This is a genomic window from Pseudomonas aestuarii (assembly GCF_027988105.1).
In the GTDB taxonomy this organism is placed as follows: domain Bacteria; phylum Pseudomonadota; class Gammaproteobacteria; order Pseudomonadales; family Pseudomonadaceae; genus Aquipseudomonas; species Aquipseudomonas aestuarii.
Window position 1 is genome coordinate 31620 of record NZ_JAQJZJ010000001.1, and the last position, 17180, is coordinate 48799.

Below are 17180 nucleotides of genomic sequence, written 5' to 3' on the forward strand. Positions count from 1 at the left end.
CAAGGGTGCTGGTGTGGCGATCGGGACTGGCGCAACAAATTGACGGTCGAGGCTAAGCGCTCGACATGCCGCCACAAAAAAGGCCACCCGTAGGTGGCCTCTTGTCTTGCTTGCCGGTTTAGACGCTGTAGTACAGGTCGTATTCCAGCGGGTGTACGAAGGTGCGGACCTTGATTTCTTCTTCGCTCTTCAGTTCCAGGTAAGCGTCGATGAAGTCGTCGGAGAACACGCCGCCCTTGGTCAGGAACGCGCGGCCCTTGTCCAGCTCTTCCAGGGCTTCTTTCAGGCTGCCGCAGACTTGCGGGATCAGCTTGCCTTCTTCCGGTGGCAGGTCATAGAGGTTCTTGTCGGCCGCATCGCCAGGGTGGATCTTGTTCTGGATGCCGTCCAGGCCAGCCATCAACAGGGCGGCGAAAGCCAGGTACGGGTTGGCAGCCGGATCCGGGAAGCGTGCTTCGATACGGCGGGCTTTCGGGCTGGACACGTAGGGGATGCGGATCGAGGCGGAGCGGTTGCGCGCCGAGTAGGCCAGCATGACCGGAGCTTCGAAGCCCGGGACCAGACGCTTGTAGGAGTTGGTCGACGGGTTGGTGAAGCCGTTCAGGGCCTTACCGTGCTTGATGATGCCGCCGATGAAGTACAGGGCGGTATCGGACAGGCCGGCATAGCCTTCACCGGAGAAGGTGTTCTTGCCATCTTTGGAGATGGACATGTGTACGTGCATGCCCGAACCGTTGTCGCCGTACAGCGGCTTCGGCATAAAGGTGGCGGTCTTGCCGTAGGCGTCGGCCACGTTGTGCACGCAGTACTTCAGGGTCTGAACTTCGTCAGCCTTGGCTACCAGGGTGTTGAACTGCACGCCGATTTCGTTCTGGCCGGCAGTCGCCACTTCGTGGTGGTGCACTTCGATAACCAGGCCCATTTCTTCCATGGCATTACACATGGCAGTACGGATTTCGTGGTCGTGGTCGAACGGTGGAACCGGGAAGTAGCCGCCTTTGACGCCTGGGCGGTGGCCCTTGTTGCCGCCTTCGACGTCCTGGTCGGACATCCAGGAACCCTGCTCGGAGTAGATCTTGAACATCGAGCCGGAGATGTCGGACTTGAATTTGACTTCGTCGAAGATGAAGAACTCAGGCTCCGGGCCGACGAATACGGTGTCACCGATGCCGGTGGACTTGAGGTATTCCTCGGCGCGCTTGGCAATCGAGCGCGGGTCGCGGTCATAGCCTTGCATGGTGCTCGGCTCGATGATGTCGCAGACCAGGATCAGGGTCGGCTCTTCGGTGAACGGGTCGAGCACGGCAGTTTCGTCGACCGGCAGCAGGATCATGTCGGAGGCTTCGATACCTTTCCAGCCATGAATGGAGGAGCCGTCGAACATCTTGCCGATTTCGAAGAAGTCTTCGTCGAGGGCATCACGTGCCGGCATGGTGATGTGGTGTTGCTTGCCCTTGGTGTCAGTGAAGCGCAGGTCAACCCACTTCACGTCGTGTTCTTTGATCAGTTGAATCGACTTCGACATGCTGTCCTCCAGGTGGATAAGGCTCGGAATGGTGAGCCCTCTATATAATTGGTGCGGCCGGGCGCGATAGTCCGCCAGGATAACCTGCCTCACAAGGGAGCAAATTGCGTGCCAGTGCACAGGAATGGGTTGAGCGGCTGAAACTCAAGCATGACGAGGCCTGCGGAAGATCAAAGAGAAATTTTGCGCACCAATATGGGTCGCTCATGTTTTCTGTGCGCCATTAAAGTGCACTGATATAGGGTGGTGGTATTTTTGGTCAAAGCTTGCTCAATTTCCGCTATAATCCGCGCCCCTGTTTTTTAGTCGTCTTGGCATGTGCTGTTTTAATGAAACTGATCGTTAAAGTCTTTCCAGAAATCACCATCAAAAGCCGGCCGGTGCGTAAGCACTTTATCCGGCAATTGGCGAAAAACATTCGTTCGGTGCTGCGCGATCTCGATCCGCAGCTGCTGGTCAGTGGTGTGTGGGACAACCTGGTAGTCGAGACTGCGATCAGCGAGGCGAAAACCCTGCAGGCGATGATCGAGCGGCTCAGTTGCACGCCGGGTATCACCCATTTTCTCCAGGTCGACGAGTATCCGCTGGGCGACTTCGACGACGTGCTGGCTAAATGCATGCACCACTTCGGCGACCGCTTGCCGGGCAAGATCTTCGCCGTGCGCTGCAAGCGTGCCGGCAAGCATGCATTCAGTTCCATGGACATCGAGCGCTACGTCGGCAGCCAATTGCGCCAGCAGTGTGGCGCCGCCGGGATCGACCTGAAGCAGCCCGAAGTCGAAGTGCGCATGGAGATCCGCGATCAGCGCCTGTTCGTTATTCATAATCAGCACCAGGGCCTGGGCGGTTATCCGCTGGGCTCACTGGAGCAGACCCTGGTGCTGATGTCCGGCGGTTTCGATTCCACGGTCGCGGCCTATCAGATGATGCGCCGCGGCCTGGTCACCCATTTCTGTTTCTTCAACCTGGGCGGCCGTGCCCACGAGTTGGGGGTGATGGAAGTCGCCCATTACCTGTGGCAGAAGTTCGGCAGTTCCCAGCGCGTGCTGTTTATCAGCGTGCCCTTCGAGGAAGTGCTTGGCGAGATTCTCGGCAAGGTCGACAACAGCCAGATGGGTGTGATCCTCAAGCGCATGATGCTGCGCGCCTCCACGCACATGGCCGAGAAGCTGCAGATCAATGCCCTGGTCACCGGCGAGGCGATTTCCCAGGTCTCCAGCCAGACCCTGCCCAACCTCTCGGTGATCGACTCGGCCACCGACATGCTGGTGCTGCGGCCGCTGATTGCCAGCCATAAGCAGGACATCATCGACACCGCTACCGCCATCGGCACCGCCGAGTTTGCCAAGCACATGCCAGAGTATTGCGGCGTGATCTCGGTGAACCCGACCACCCGGGCGAAGAAAGATCGTATCGACTATGAAGAGCGTCAGTTCGATATGGCAATTCTCGAGCGCGCCCTCGAGCGCGCGACATTGCTGCCGATCGACAAGGTAATCGACGAGCTGGGCAAGGACATCAAGGTCGAGGAAGTCAACGAAGCCCTGGCCAGTCATGTCATCATTGACATCCGTCACCCGGATAACGCCGAAGAGCAGCCACTCGAGCTGCCCGGTATCGAAGTGCAAACGCTGCCGTTCTATGCCTTGAACAGCCGCTTCAAAGAGCTGGATGCCAGTCGCCAATACCTGCTGTATTGCGACAAAGGCATCATGAGCCGTTTGCATGCCCACCACCTGCTTAGCGAGGGGTATGCCAATGTGCGCGTTTATCGTCCGGCATAAGACGCCCGGGTTGAATGGCGGCAGCATCCGCCATCGCCCTCCCGACCTGCAGGCGGGGTAAAAGCCGCTGCGCTTTTGCACCGTCTGGCCGAATTCGTATTTAGTTAATATCTGCCGCGTAGAATATGCGGCAAACCGAATCCTCTGATCGAGATACACAAGTGATCGAAAAACTACGCAACATCGCCATCATCGCTCACGTCGACCATGGCAAAACCACCTTGGTTGATGCCCTTCTGCGCCAATCCGGTACCCTCGAGCGCAACGAGCTCGACACCGAGCGCCTGATGGACAGCAACGACCAGGAAAAAGAGCGCGGCATTACCATTCTGGCGAAAAACACCGCCATCAACTGGAATGGCCACCACATCAACATCGTCGACACCCCCGGCCACGCCGACTTCGGCGGTGAAGTCGAGCGCGTGATGTCGATGGTTGACTCGGTGCTGCTGGTTGTCGACGCCCAAGACGGCCCGATGCCGCAAACCCGCTTCGTGACCCAGAAAGCCTTCCAGGCTGGCCTGCGTCCGATCGTGGTGGTGAACAAGGTCGACCGTCCGGGCGCGCGTCCGGATTGGGTTGTCGAGCAAATCTTCGACCTGTTCGACAACCTCGGCGCTACCGAAGAGCAGCTGGACTTCCCGATCGTGTTCGCTTCGGCGATCAACGGTGTTGCCGGTCTGGAACACACCGACATGGCGGAAGACCTGGTGCCGTTGTACCAGGCCATCGTCGATCACGTGCCGGCGCCGAAAGTCGACCGTGACGGCCCGTTCCAGATGCAGATTTCCGCGCTGGACTACAACAGCTTCCTCGGCATCATCGGCGTTGGCCGTATCGCCCGTGGCCGCGTCAAGCCGAACACCCAGGTGGTGGCGATCGACGTTCACGGCAAGCGCCGTAACGGTCGTATCCTCAAGCTGATGGGTCACCACGGTCTGCATCGCGTCGACGTGGACGAAGCCGCCGCTGGCGACATCGTTTGCATCAGCGGCTTCGATCAGCTGTTCATCTCCGACACCCTGTGCGATCCACAGAACGTCGAGGCCATGACCCCGCTGTCCGTGGACGAGCCGACCGTTGCCATGACCTTCCAGGTCAACGACTCGCCGTTCTGCGGTAAAGAAGGCAAGTTCGTCACCAGCCGCAACATCAAGGAGCGCCTGGAGAAGGAGCTGCTGTACAACGTGGCCCTGCGCGTCGAAGAAGGCGACACGGCTGACAAGTTCAAGGTCTCCGGTCGTGGCGAGCTGCACCTCTCGGTACTGATCGAAACCATGCGTCGCGAAGGCTTCGAGATGGGTGTCGGTCGTCCGGAAGTGATCATCAAGATGGTCGATGGCGTCAAGCACGAACCCTTTGAGAACGTCACCATCGACGTGCCGGAAGTTTCCCAGGGCGCGCTGATGGAGCAGATGGGTCTGCGCAAAGGCGACCTGACCAACATGGTTCCGGATGGCAAGGGGCGTGTGCGCCTCGAGTACAATATTCCGGCCCGTGGTCTGATCGGTTTCCGTAACGAGTTCCTGACCCTGACCTCCGGTGCCGGCATCATGACCAGCATCTTCGACCGTTACGACGTGATGAAGTCCGGCGACATGTCCGGCCGGCAGAACGGCGTACTGGTATCGGTAGCCACCGGCAAGGCGCTGACCTACTCGCTGGAAACCCTGCAGGCGCGCGGCAAGCTGTTCGTCGAGCATGGCCAGGACATCTTCGAAGGTCAGATCGTCGGTCTCAACAGCCGCGACAACGACATGGGCGTGAACCCGACCAAAGGCAAGAAGCTCGACAACATGCGTGCTTCCGGTAAAGACGAAACCATCGCCCTGGTTCCGCCGGTTCGCTTCACCCTGGAGCAGGCCCTGGAATTCATCCAGGACGACGAGCTGTGCGAAGTCACGCCGAAGTCGATTCGCCTGCGCAAGAAAATTCTTGGTGAAAGCGAGCGCAACCGCGCGGCCAAGAAAGGCAACTGATAACTCGGTTGCATGACTGAAAAGCCCCCGCCAACCTGAGTTGGCGGGGGCTTTTTGGTTTTGGCGCGCTGGCTTTTGCCCATGCAAGACGCCACCGCTGAATTCACTGTGCCTGTGAAGTGACCAGCATTCGTCTGTATTAAGGTGAGCAGGGGCGACCGATATACTGGTGGCCCGTTGCTTGAGGCGCAGGCGCGATTTGCCGCCGCGCAGTTTGAGTGCCATCGATTGGGAAGTCAGTGCATGCAATGGATCTTCATGCTGGTTGGGCTGGTGCTGGGGGCTCTGGTTGCAGAGTCGGCCACTGGCGCGGTATTGGGTGGCTTGGTCGGGCTGGGTATAGCTCAGGCGCTCAGGCTCAGGGGGCTGCAAGTCCAGAACGCCGAGTTGGCGCAGCAGCTGAAGAGTTTCGCCGAGCGCTTTGAACAGGACGCCCAGGCCATTCACGAGCGGTTGCTCAAGGTCGAACCCCGGCCTGCGGCGGCGGATGAGGCGCCAGCGGCCGCGATGGCCCACGCTGCACCCGAGCCCGAGCCCGAGCCCGAGCCCGAACTGAGCTGGGAGCTGCCGGCGGAGATTCTCGCGCCAGCCGAACCCGAGGCTGCGCCGGGCAGTCCCGACGCCTGGACCCAGGCGACGGAGCAACCGTATGACGCGACCGCTGCGCGCCAGCCGACCGAGCCGCGCGAACCTTCGCTGATCGAGCGCGCCATCGCCCTGGCCCGCGCCTGGCTGTTCGGCGGCAATACCGTGCTGCGCATCGGCGTGCTGCTGTTGTTCCTCGGTCTGGCCTTCCTCTTGCGCTACGCCACCGAAGGCATGGTGGTGCCGGTGCAGCTGCGTTACGCCGGGGTGGCGGCCAGCGCCATCGCCTTGCTCGGCCTGGGCTGGTGGTTGCGCCTGCGCAACCCGAACTACGGCCTGATGCTGCAAGGCGCGGGCATCGCCGTGCTGTACCTGACGATCTTCGCCGCCATGCGCCTGCATCCCTTGCTCGAGCCCGCGCAGGCGTTTGCCCTGCTGCTGATCGTGACCCTCTGCTCGGCGATTCTCGCGGTGACGCAGAATGCCCTGGGGCTGGCGGCCGCGGCTGCACTCGGTGGCTTTGCCGCGCCTATCCTGACCTCGACCGGTAGCGGCAACCATGTCGCGCTGTTCAGTTATTTCGTCCTGCTCAACAGCGCCATTCTGGCCATCGCCTGGTTCAAGACCTGGCGCCTGCTCAACCTGATCGGCTTCGTCGGCACCTTCGGTATCGGTTTCGCCTGGGGCCTGCGTGCCTACACCCCGGCGTTGCTGGGGAGTACCGAGCCGTTCCTGCTGCTGTTCTTCCTGATGTACGTGGCCATCGGCCTGTTGTTCGCCCGGCGCAAGCTGGCCGAGGCCGGGGCGGCGCCGCAGGCGCGCGAGGCCTTGCTGCGCTGGTCGGCGCGCCAGGGCGATTATGTCGACGCGACTGTACTGTTCGGTCCGCCACTGGTGGGCTTCGGCCTGCAGTTCGCGCTGGTGCAGCATCTCGAGTTCGCTGCCGCCTTCAGCGCGCTGGCGCTGGGCTTGTTCTACCTGGGCCTGGCGCTGCTGCTGGCCAGGCGCCCGGACGGTCGCGCCTTGCTGCTGGTGGAAACCTGTCTGGCGCTGGGGGTGGTGTTCGCCAGCCTGGCGATTCCCCTGGGCCTGGATGCGCGCTGGACCTCGGCCGCCTGGGCGGTGGAGGGTGCCGGTATCTTCTGGCTGGGATTGCGTCAGCGGCGCAGTCTGGCCCGCGCCTTCGCCCTGCTGTTGCAAGCGGGTGCGGCGCTGGCCTTTGTCGGCGAGCTGCGCCCGGGGCTGGATAGCCTGTTGGCCGGCCCGGCGCTGGGTGCGCTGATGCTCGGCGCGGCGCTGCTGTTCAGTTTCTACGCGCTGCGTCAGGCGGATGACGCTCAGGCTTCGGCCTGGGAGCGGCGTGGCTTGCCGCTATTGGCCTGCGCCGGTTTGACCTTTCTCTACCTGCTCGCGCCGCTGTGTTTCAACGCCGAAGTCACGGCGATCAGCTGGGCCTTGGCCGGCCTGGCCAGCGTGTTGGTTGGCCTGCGCCTGCAGTCGCGCGCCTTCTTGTTCAGCGCGTTCGCCGTGCAGTTGCTCGGTGGGGCGCTGTTCCTGTTGCAGCTGGATGCCGCCTCGGGCATCGGCAGTGGCGCCTTTGGCGCAGGTTGGCGCGGCTTGCTGACGGCCTCGGTGATCGGCCTGACCCTGATCGGCGGCATGCTGCTGGCGGCGCGCGATCGGCAGATCAGCAGCGATAGGCGGCTGATGCGTGGGCTGTCGGCAGTCTTGCTGGTCGGGCTGCTGTTTATCAATCTTGCGGTGCTGTTCGTCTTGCCCTGGCAGAGCGCCAGCGCGGTCTGGGGCGGCAGCGGTTTGCTGGTGGTCTGGCTCAGTCTGCAGTTACAGCAGCGCGCCGGTTTTGTCTTCGGCCTGTTGCTGCAGGTGTTCGGTGGTCTGTCCTTCCTGCTGGCCAGTCCGTTGCTGGTGGGTCAGCTCGCTAGCGAAGGTCTGCGCCCGCTGGCCCACGCCGGCTTCTGGACCCCGGCGGTGCTGGCCGTCGCCGCCTTGATTGGCGCCTGGCGTCTGCAGCAGGTGGCGCGCCTGGAACGGGACGCGACGCTGTCTGCCCGCAGCCTGCAGCGGTTGTCGCAGCTGTTGCTGGTCTGGGGCGCCGGCTGGTGGACGCTGGCACTGGTCAGCGAAATCGTCCGTTTCGCCGCGCCTGCGCTGCAGGCGTCGCTGTTGCTGCTGGGCGCCGCCTCGAGCGTGGCGCTGTGGTTGCTGGCTGCCGTGCGGGCGCAGTGGCGGAGCATGGCGTTGCTGTGCGCGCTGCTGGTGCCGGTCGCTGCGCTGATCCTGCTGTCTGCCTGGCACCTCGACTATCACCCGCTGGCGAACTTCGGTTGGCTTGGCTGGGGCGCGCTGCTCGCCGTGCATCTGCTGGTGTTGCGGCGCCTGAGCGGTCTGCTGCCGGCCGGCGCGCTGAGCGCCGTGCATGTGCTGGGCTGCTGGCTGTTCCTCGGGGTCTTGGCCCTTGAGTTGCGCTACCTGCTGTCTCTGCTGGCGGAGCACTACAATGCCTGGCGCTGGCTGGGCTGGGCGTTGTTGCCCAGCCTCTATCTGCTGCTGATGGCGGCGCCGCGGCAGTGGCCGTGGCCGGTGGCGGCGTATTCACGCGAGTACCGCCTGTTCGCGGCGGCGCCGTTGGCGTTGCTGATGCTGGCCTGGTTCTGGCTGGCCAATATCGCCAGCGATGGCGCCGCCGAGCCGCTGCCTTACCTGCCAGTGCTCAATCCGCTGGAGCTGGGGCTGCTGATCAGCCTGTTTGCGGTGTTCCAGTGGCTGCGCAGCGCCTTGACGCCACTCGGCCTAGCGACCGTGCTGCGCGGCCAATTGGCCCAGCTGCTGGCCGGTGTTTCGCTGTTTGCCCTGCTCACGGCGGCGGTGCTGCGTGCATCCCACCATTGGGGCGGGGTGCCTTACCAGTTGCATGGCCTGCTCGAGTCGATGCTGGTGCAGGCGGGGCTGTCCATTGTCTGGACCCTGATCGCCCTGCCGCTGATGATCGTCGGCCACCTGCGGGCGCGGCGCGAGCTGTGGCTGGTGGGGGCGGCCCTGATCGGTGTGGTGGTGGCCAAGCTGTTCTTCGTCGAGCTGGGCAACCAGGGTGGTCTGGAGCGCATCGTCTCCTTTATCGGCGTGGGCGTGCTGCTGTTGATCGTCGGCTATTTTGCACCGCTGCCGCCCCGGCAGCCGGTGCCTGAAACGGAGCAGGTGCAGGCATGAAAGGATATACCGGTGTGCGTGGGTGGCTGCTGGCGTTACTGGTCTTGGCCGCCCCCCTGGTGGTGGGGCAGGACAGCGCCCGCGACTATGCCGTTCAGCTACCACTGAGCCTGAGTGGCGAAGGCCCCTGGTATCGCCTGGAGCTGCCAATGGCTGTGCATATGGCCGCGCGTTACGCCGACCTGCGCGACCTGCGGGTATTCAATGGCGCAGGCGAGGTCCAGGCCTATGCCCTGACCCTGGGCAGTGCCCGACAGCACGAGACGCAGCAGGACACCGCGGTGAAGTGGTTCCCCTTGCGTGGCCCGCTGAATGCCGAGCAGAGCCCTGCTGTGCGTGTGCAGCGCAGCAGCGGCGGCACCCTGGTCGAGGTGTTGGCGGACGATGCGTCGCATGCCGATCAACAGGTTTTACGCGGCTGGTTGCTCGACGCCAGCGCCATCGAGGCGCCGCTGCAGCAGTTGACTCTCGATTGGCGCGCCGAGCATGAGGGCTTCCAGCGCTTCAGCATCGAGGCCAGCGATGACCTGCAGCACTGGCGTGCCTGGGGCGATGGGCAGATCGCCCGGCTGTCGTTTGCCGATGAGCGCATCGATCAGCGTGAAGTGAAGCTGCCGGACCAGTCTGCGCGCTACCTGCGCCTGCTCTGGAGCAGTCCCCGGCAGGCTCCGCAGCTATTGTCTGCGCGGCTGCTGAGTGCCCGCCGCGACAGGCTGGCGGCGCCCTTAAGCTGGTCGGCGGCCTTGTCGCCCAGTAGCGCCGAGGTCGGCGAATACCGCTGGGAGCTGCCCCTGGCCTTGCCGTTGCAGCGCTTGCGGGTCGAGCTGGCTGAGGCCAACAGCCTGGCGCCGGTGAGCGTCACGGGCCGGCGTGAGGGCAAGGTGCAGTGGCAGCCGCTGGCGCGCGGCCTGCTCTACCGCCTGCCACAGGATGGTCAGGAGGTGCTGCACAACGAGCTGGAGCTGCATGGCGCGCCGGTGCAGCAACTGCGTCTGCAGGTGGATGAGCGCGGCGGCGGCCTGGGCAGCGCCGCGCCGACCATCCGTGTGGCTATCCGCGCGACCCAGCTGGTGTTTCTCGCCCGCGGTAAGCCGCCCTATGTGCTGGCCATCGGCAAGGCTACTGGCGCCGCCGCGAGCCTGCCGCTGAGTACCCTGATACCCGGCTACGACGATAAGCGCTTGGCTGCACTGGGCGTTGCGACTGCGGCCGAGGCCCCGCTGCGCGAGGCGGCAGACGCCGGGCAGGTTGCAGGCTGGGACTGGAAGCGTCTGGGCCTATGGGCGGTGTTGCTCGCCGGGGTCGGCCTGCTGGTGCTGATGGCCTGGAGCCTGCTGCGGGCCAAGCCCGCCGCGCCCTGACGCAAAAAAGCCCCCGTCAGCCTGGCTGGCGGGGGCTTTTTGCTGGGCCGTTTCAGCTCAGCGCTTTTGGGATGTACGCGCAGTAGCCCGGCCGTGGACCGATCTTGGGATGGTTGCGGCAGGTGTCCGGGCGCTTGTCGTAGATGGTGCACAGGCGGGTCTTGCGATCCAGGTACAGGCAGTCGTTGTTGCTCATGCGGATCAGGGTGAAGATCCCCGACTTCTGGTTGAAGCGCTCGACGATGCCCTCTTTCTGCAGGCGTTTGGCGATATTCTTCGGTGGTTCGCCGCGCTCGAAGTCATCGACCACACCAATGCGGATCAGGTCGCCGATGCGCACCTCGACCGGCAGCGTGCAGCAGGTGGAATTGCAGCTGTGGCACATGTCGCTGGTGTATTTGGCCCAGGTGTCCAGGCGGTCGATTTCGGCGGCGGCGATCAGGTTGTTCTTCATGGGGCTATGGGCGCGTATTGGCTGGGCAGCGGGCGATGATAACGGCGTTGACGGATTTGTGAACCAACATCTGCCGGCTGGTCGGTTTTCTTGGCTGGCCTGGCCATGTTGCCTGGTTTCGGCGACAACCTGACTGGCTGTTGCGGCGACCGTGGGCCGGGGCAAGAAAACCCCTGCTAAAAATTGGCTGAAGTGCAGTATCTTTGGCGCTGACAGCAATTTTCTGGGATTTTCTCATCACCGTTTCAGGTCAGGATGGCCGCTTACACATGTCTCTTTGTCTCGCCCTGTCTGCCGTGAATCCGCTCGCACTGCTGTCGCCTCATGCATGGCCTGGTCAGGCGCAGGCTCCGTGGGTGCGGCCATGAGCATGTGTGCGGGTTCGGGCTGGGCGCTGACTGCGCCGGTAGTGCTGACCACTCTGATCTGCAGCGGCGTGTTGCTGTTGACGCGCTGGGTCAAGCAGCAGCGCTACTTCCCTGGTCGCGAGAGTTTTATCCTGCTGCATGCGGCGAGCCTCTGGTGGATGCTCGCCGCGGCCTTGGAAATGGCCGCGCAGGCCGCCGAGTGCAAGGTGTTCTGGGCGAGCATGGCCTGGCCCGGCATCCTCTCTGTGCCGGCCTTCTGGTCGATCTTTCTCTGGCAGTACGTCAATAGCGTGCGACAGCCTTTGCCGCTGCGTCACACGCTGGGCCTGGCCGTGGTGCCGCTGCTGGTCTGGCTGGTGGCTCTAAGCAACCCTTGGCATGGCTGGTTCTATGGTGCGGGGACGGCGGCGCTCTCGGCGCAGCCGGGTTCGCCGGTGCAGTACCAACACGGTCCGCTGTTCTATGCGGCGGCGGTCTACCTTTACCTGTTCATGGCCTTCAGCTTGGGCGTGGTCATCCATGCGGCTGCGTTCAGCCGCGGCGTCCATCGTCGGCATTATCTGGCCTTCGTGGTGCTCACTGCCGTGCCTTGGGCGGCCAACATCGGCTACATCGGCTTCGGCTGGACGGTTTTCGGCTTCGATCCGACGCCCTTCAGCTTTGCCTTTACCCTGGTGGCATTTGCCTGGCTGATCGTCGGCGTGCGTCTGTTCGATTTGTTGCCGGTGGCGCGGCATCTGCTGCTGGACGCGTTGCTTGACCCGGTGCTGGTGGTGGACCCGCAGATGCGGGTAATCGAGGCCAATCCGGAGGCGCTCAAACTGGCCGGCTTGAGCAAGGCCTGGCAGGGCCGCAAGTTGGGCGATTGGCCGGTGTTCGGCCGGGACTTGCGGGGGGTGATGCGGCGCCAGGATTCTGCGGGTCAGGATCAATTGCTCTCCCTGGCGAGTTCGCAGCGTTACTTTGAAGTACGCATCCGCGTGATCGAGCGTGAGGCCCGCCACGGCACCATCGTGCTCGGCCATATGCTCTACCTGCGCGATGTCACTCAGCGCCATCTCGGCGAGCTGGAGCTGGCCGAGGCGCTGGCCATCAGTGAGGACCGTCTGCGCACCATCTCCAGTCTGCATGAGCAGTTGCAAGAGCAGGCGCTGCGCGATCCGCTGACCGGTCTGTACAACCGGCGCTACCTCGACGAATTTTTCAGTCGCGAACTGTCCCGCGCGCAGCGTGAGCGGACGTCGGTGGCGCTGGCCTTGATCGACCTCGATCATTTCAAGCAGCTCAACGACGAATACGGCCATCTGGCCGGTGACGACGTGCTCAAGGGCGTGGCGCAGCACTTGCTGGATAATCTGCGCGCCTCGGATGCGGTGTTTCGAATCGGCGGCGAGGAGTTTTTGCTGATCCTGCCGGGTGTCGATCTGGCGGAAGCGCGCAAGCGCCTGGAGTCGATTTGTCTGGGGCTGGCCGCCAGCCCGCTGCCTACGCGCAGCGGTGAGCGTACGGTAACCCTGTCGGCTGGTCTGGCGCTGTGGCCCGAGCAAGGTCACGCGCTGGATGAGCTCCTGCATGCGGCCGATGTTGCACTCTATGAGGCCAAGCGGGCCGGACGTAACCGCGTGCAGGTATGCGCGCAGGCTTAGGCCGTGGCGAATACCGGGGTATGTGCTCCATCCATCCTCGGCTGGAGGCGCTACCGCTCGTATAGGGTTAAACTGCACAGGATTTCTTTCCTTCCCGGAGCTGTCCATGTCCCGCATTACCCTGAGCCGCTATCTGATCGAACAGACTCGCAGCCACAACACTCCTGCCGATCTGCGTTTCCTTATCGAAGTGGTAGCGCGGGCCTGCAAGGCGATCAGCCATGCGGTATCCAAGGGCGCCCTGGATGACGTGCTCGGCAGCATGGGCACCGAGAACGTGCAAGGCGAAGTGCAGAAAAAGCTTGATGTAATGTCCAACGAAATCCTCCTCGAGGCCAACGAGTGGGGCGGTCACCTGGCCGGCATGGCGTCGGAAGAAATGGATCAGGCCTACCAGATTCCCGGGCGCTATCCGAAAGGCGCTTACCTGCTGGTGTTCGACCCGCTGGACGGCTCATCCAACATCGATGTCAACGTATCGGTAGGCACCATCTTCTCGGTCCTGCGTTGCCCCGAACGTAATGGCGCCACCGGCGATCTTGGCGAAGAGGCCTTTCTCCAGCCGGGCACCGAGCAAGTCGCCGCCGGTTATGCGATCTATGGCCCGCAGACCATGCTGCTGCTGACCCTGGGCAACGGCGTCAAGGGCTTCACCCTGGACCGCGAGCTGGGCAGCTTCGTGCTGACCCACGATGACATCAAGGTGCCGGAAACCACCCAGGAATTCGCCGTCAACATGTCTAACCAGCGCCATTGGGAAGCGCCGGTGCAGCGTTATGTCAGCGAGTTGCTGGCCGGCGAAAGCGGGCCACTGGAAAAGAACTACAACATGCGCTGGATCGCCTCCATGGTTGCCGACGTGCACCGCATCCTCACCCGCGGCGGCGTGTTCATGTACCCGCGCGATGGTCGCGACCCGGCGATGCCCGGCAAGTTGCGTCTGATGTACGAAGCCAATCCGATGTCCTTCATCATCGAGCAGGCGGGCGGTGCTGCAACCAACGGCACCCAGCGCATTCTCGATATCCAGCCGACTTCCCTGCACCAGCGCGTGCCGGTCTTCCTTGGCTCCAAGGAAGAAGTCGAGCGCGTGACGGCCTACCACCAGGAGTGAGTCATGAGTAAACCTTGGCAGCCGTTGCTCGACTGGTGGTTCGGTACCGGGACAACGGCCGCCGAGGTGGCGGCGACGCGCTCCAAGCTGTGGTTCGGCAAGCAGGATGGCCAGGACGCCGAGGCGCGTGAGCGATTCGGCGAGCTGGTGGAGCGGGCCCTGGAAGGCAAGTTGGATGGCTGGGCCGACTCGCCGCAGGGCTGGCTGGCGCTGGTTCTGCTGCTGGACCAGTTGCCGCGGATGATCTTCCGCGATAGCCCGCGGGCCTTTGCCGGCGACGGCAGAGCCCGGCAGCTGGTGCTCGAGGGGGTGGGCGGGGAGAAAGAAGAGGGGCTGACGCCGATTCAGCGGGTGTTCGTCTACCTGGCCCTGGAGCATGCCGAAGATCTGCTCCTGCAGGACGAAGCGGTGCGCCGCTTCACTCAGCTAGTGTCCATCGCGTCGCCTGCCGAGCGCGCCTTGTTTGCCGATTATCTGGATTTCGCCGAGCGTCATCAGTGGGTAATTGACCGCTTTTCTCGCTTTCCCCACCGTAATGCCGTGCTGGGTCGGCCCTCGACCCCGGAAGAATTGGCTTTCATGCAGGAACCCGGCTCGCGTTTCTGACGTCCAATCGGGCAGCTGCTGCGGCACTGTGGCAAACTTTCTCCCCCTTTTTCCTTTCTGGAGCCTGCGCCATGTCGTTGCGCTATTTCGCCGTGTTGTCGTGCTGTGTGCTGCTGGCTGCCTGCAGCAAGGTCAATCAGGACAATTATTCCAAGCTCAAGTCCGGGATGACCAAGCCGGAGGTCGAGCAGTTGCTCGGTGCACCCAGCGAATGCGCAGGTGCCTTGGGCCTCACCAGCTGCACCTGGGGTGACGAGAAGAGTTTTGTCAGCGTGCAGTTCGCCGGCGACAAGGTGGTGATGTTCTCGGGCAAAGGTCTGAAATAAGGAGCCGAACGTGCGCGTATTCGCAGGGTTGTTAGTCGTTGCAGTGCTGGCAGGTTGCGCCAACTCGGGCACCGGAGCGGTGCCACCGAAAACCGTCGACCAGGTCGATCTGCAGCGTTATCAGGGCACCTGGTATGAGCTGGCGCGACTGCCCATGTTCTTCCAGCGTAACTGCGTGCAATCCGAGGCGCATTATCAGCTACAGGACGATGGCAGTATCGCGGTGAGCAACCGTTGTCGCACCCTCGACGGGGAGTGGCAGGAGGCCGAGGGGCAGGCGGTGCCGCAGGTGGCGGGCCAGACCGACAAGCTGTGGGTGCGCTTCGATAACTGGTTCAGCCGTCTGCTGCCAAGCGTCGCCAAGGGCGAGTACTGGGTGCTGTACCTGGATGATGACTACCAGACGGCGCTGGTTGGCCACCCGGACCGCGACTATCTCTGGTTGCTGGCGCGCACCCCGCAAGTGGCGCCGGCCATGCGCGATCAGTTGCTCGAAGTCGCGCAAGGGCAAGGCTATGACACCGATGCGCTGATCTGGCGCACGCCGGACGAGCAGTTGCCGCAACCCTGATAATCGCCCTTGAGGGGTCGTGCCGCGCACTGCAGAACCTTGCCGCTTGCCCTGGTCGGGACGGCGGCATGGTTCGGCGGCTAGCGCGCCATGTGGTGCTGGCCGGTATCCCCACGAGCTGGCGGCGTTAACCCAGCAGTTCGCGCAGCACTGCGGCAAAGGCTCTGGCGCTTTCCAGTTCGCCGGCATGCTGCCGGTCACGCACCACCCAGCACCCGCCGACCATGACATCGCTGATTTGTCGCTCGCTGCCGGCGAACAACCAGCGATTGAGCAGGGCGTCGTCGCTGGCGGTGGCGATATAGGGGTCGTCACCATCGAGCACCAGCCAGTCGGCGCGTTTGCCGACCGCCAGCACCCCCACCGGCTGGCCGAGCGCCTGGGCGCCGCCGGCCAGGGCGGCGTCGTACAGGCTGCGGCCGATCAGCGGCTGATCGCTGCGGTAGAGCCGGTTGCGGCGCTGGTCGCGCAGGCGTTGGCCATATTCCAGCCAGCGTAATTCTTCGGCCATGTGGATCGAGACATGGCTGTCCGAGCCGATGCCCAGGCGACCGCCCTGGCTGAGGAAATCCGCCGCCGGAAAGATGCCGTCGCCGAGGTTGGCCTCGGTGCTGGGGCACAGCCCGGCCACGGCGCCGCTGCGTGCCATCAGGCTGACTTCGTCGGCCTGGGCATGGGTGGCGTGCACCAGGCACCAGCGTTGATCGACCGGCGCCTGTTCATACAGCCATTGCAGGGGGCGGCGACCGCTCCAGGCCAGGCAGTCGTCGACTTCCTTCTGTTGTTCGGCAATGTGGATGTGCACCGGGCAATCGCCGGCAGCCGCGCCCAGTACGGTCTGGATCTGTTCGGGGGTGACCGCGCGCAGCGAATGAAAGCACAGGCCCAGGCGCTGTGTCGGGTGCTGCGCGATCAGGGGCTGCAGGCGCTGCTGCAGGGCCAGGTAGCTGTCGCTGCTGTGGATAAAGCGTCGCTGGCCCTGATTCGCCGGTTGGCCGCCGAAGCCGGAGTGGCTGTAGAGCACCGGCAGCAGTGTCAGGCCGATGCCGGCATCCAGGGCCGCTTGGCTGATGCGCAGGGCCAGTTCGCCCGGGTCGGCATAGGCCTGGCCCTGCGGGTCGTGATGGACGTAGTGGAATTCGGCCACCGAGGTGTAGCCGGCCTTGAGCATCTCGATATACAGCTGGCGGGCGATCACCTCGATCTGCTCGGGGCTGAGCTGGCCGACCAGACGGTACATCAGTTCGCGCCAGGTCCAGAAGCTGTCGTTGGGGTTGCCGGCGACTTCGGCGAGGCCGGCCATGGCGCGCTGGAAGGCGTGCGAATGCAGGTTGGGCATGCCCGGCAGCAGCGGGCCGCGCAGGCGCTCGGCACCCTCGCTCGAGCCGTCGACGGTGATGCTGTCCAGGCTGCCGGAGGCGCTAACTTCCAGGCGGACGTTCTGTGCCCAGCCGTGGGCGAGCAGGGCGCGAGGGGCGAAGAATGCAGGCATAATGCTTGTCCACTTGCTGGTATTTATTTGTATATACATATACAGGTGTTTGTGGCGAAGGTAAACTGCCGGTCAGGCGACAAGGAGAGACACGTGACAAAAGCATTCTCGAAGCCATCCGCGCTTGCCGGTCAGCTCAGT

General features: G+C 63.5%; 12 protein-coding genes. 9 read left to right on the forward strand and 3 right to left on the reverse strand.

All coding sequences use genetic code 11. The features are described 5' to 3' along the window. Window positions 1-118: 118 nt before the first annotated feature. A complete protein-coding gene (glnA, locus tag PH586_RS00170) occupies window positions 119-1525 on the reverse strand; it encodes a glutamate--ammonia ligase (RefSeq protein WP_271345749.1) in 1407 nt (468 codons plus the stop codon). Window positions 1526-1854: 329 nt separating this feature from the next. Here glnA and thiI point away from each other — a divergent pair, with 329 nt between their 5' ends. From thiI to PH586_RS00190, 4 genes are all read left to right on the forward strand, one after another. Beyond that, on the forward strand, window positions 1855-3309 hold the full coding sequence (gene thiI / locus PH586_RS00175) for a tRNA uracil 4-sulfurtransferase ThiI (RefSeq protein ID WP_271345750.1): 1455 nt from the start codon (window positions 1855-1857) through the stop codon (window positions 3307-3309). Between the two features lie 161 nt (window positions 3310-3470). Then, window positions 3471-5288: a translational GTPase TypA gene (gene typA / locus PH586_RS00180; RefSeq protein WP_271345751.1), complete on the forward strand. Its 1818-nt coding sequence runs from the start codon at window positions 3471-3473 to the stop codon at window positions 5286-5288. Window positions 5289-5531: 243 nt separating this feature from the next. Next, complete coding sequence (locus tag PH586_RS00185; RefSeq protein ID WP_271345752.1) at window positions 5532-9101, forward strand: DUF2339 domain-containing protein; 3570 nt, start codon at window positions 5532-5534, stop codon at window positions 9099-9101. Then, entirely contained in the window at window positions 9098-10462 is a 1365-nt protein-coding gene (locus tag PH586_RS00190; RefSeq protein ID WP_271345753.1) for a DUF3999 domain-containing protein, read from the forward strand. The genes PH586_RS00185 and PH586_RS00190 overlap by 4 nt, the downstream gene beginning before the upstream one ends. A 52-nt stretch (window positions 10463-10514) precedes the next feature. Here PH586_RS00190 and PH586_RS00195 read toward each other — a convergent pair whose 3' ends face one another. Beyond that, window positions 10515-10916, reverse strand: coding sequence for a YkgJ family cysteine cluster protein (locus PH586_RS00195; protein WP_271345754.1), 402 nt, complete (start codon window positions 10914-10916; stop codon window positions 10515-10517). A gap of 364 nt (window positions 10917-11280) precedes the next feature. Between PH586_RS00195 and PH586_RS00200 the strand changes: the two genes are divergently transcribed. The 5 genes from PH586_RS00200 to PH586_RS00220 all read left to right on the forward strand — a co-directional run bounded on the left by PH586_RS00200 (window position 11281) and on the right by PH586_RS00220 (window position 15547). Further along, a complete protein-coding gene (locus PH586_RS00200) occupies window positions 11281-12930 on the forward strand; it encodes a histidine kinase N-terminal 7TM domain-containing diguanylate cyclase (protein ID WP_271345755.1) in 1650 nt (549 codons plus the stop codon). A 106-nt stretch (window positions 12931-13036) separates the two neighbouring features. Continuing rightward, window positions 13037-14044: a class 1 fructose-bisphosphatase gene (locus PH586_RS00205; protein WP_271345756.1), complete on the forward strand. Its 1008-nt coding sequence runs from the start codon at window positions 13037-13039 to the stop codon at window positions 14042-14044. Between the two features lie 3 nt (window positions 14045-14047). Beyond that, the gene (locus tag PH586_RS00210) at window positions 14048-14650 is read left to right on the forward strand and encodes a DUF924 family protein (RefSeq protein ID WP_271345757.1); all 603 of its coding nucleotides are present in this window, start codon (window positions 14048-14050) and stop codon (window positions 14648-14650) included. Between the two features lie 71 nt (window positions 14651-14721). Next, complete coding sequence (locus tag PH586_RS00215; protein WP_271345758.1) at window positions 14722-14976, forward strand: outer membrane protein assembly factor BamE; 255 nt, start codon at window positions 14722-14724, stop codon at window positions 14974-14976. Between the two features lie 10 nt (window positions 14977-14986). Further along, window positions 14987-15547 (forward strand): lipocalin family protein, encoded by a 561-nt coding sequence (locus PH586_RS00220; protein ID WP_271345759.1) that lies wholly within the window; start codon window positions 14987-14989, stop codon window positions 15545-15547. A gap of 127 nt (window positions 15548-15674) precedes the next feature. Here PH586_RS00220 and PH586_RS00225 read toward each other — a convergent pair whose 3' ends face one another. Beyond that, window positions 15675-17039 (reverse strand): formimidoylglutamate deiminase, encoded by a 1365-nt coding sequence (locus tag PH586_RS00225; RefSeq protein WP_271345760.1) that lies wholly within the window; start codon window positions 17037-17039, stop codon window positions 15675-15677. Window positions 17040-17180: the final 141 nt, after the last annotated feature.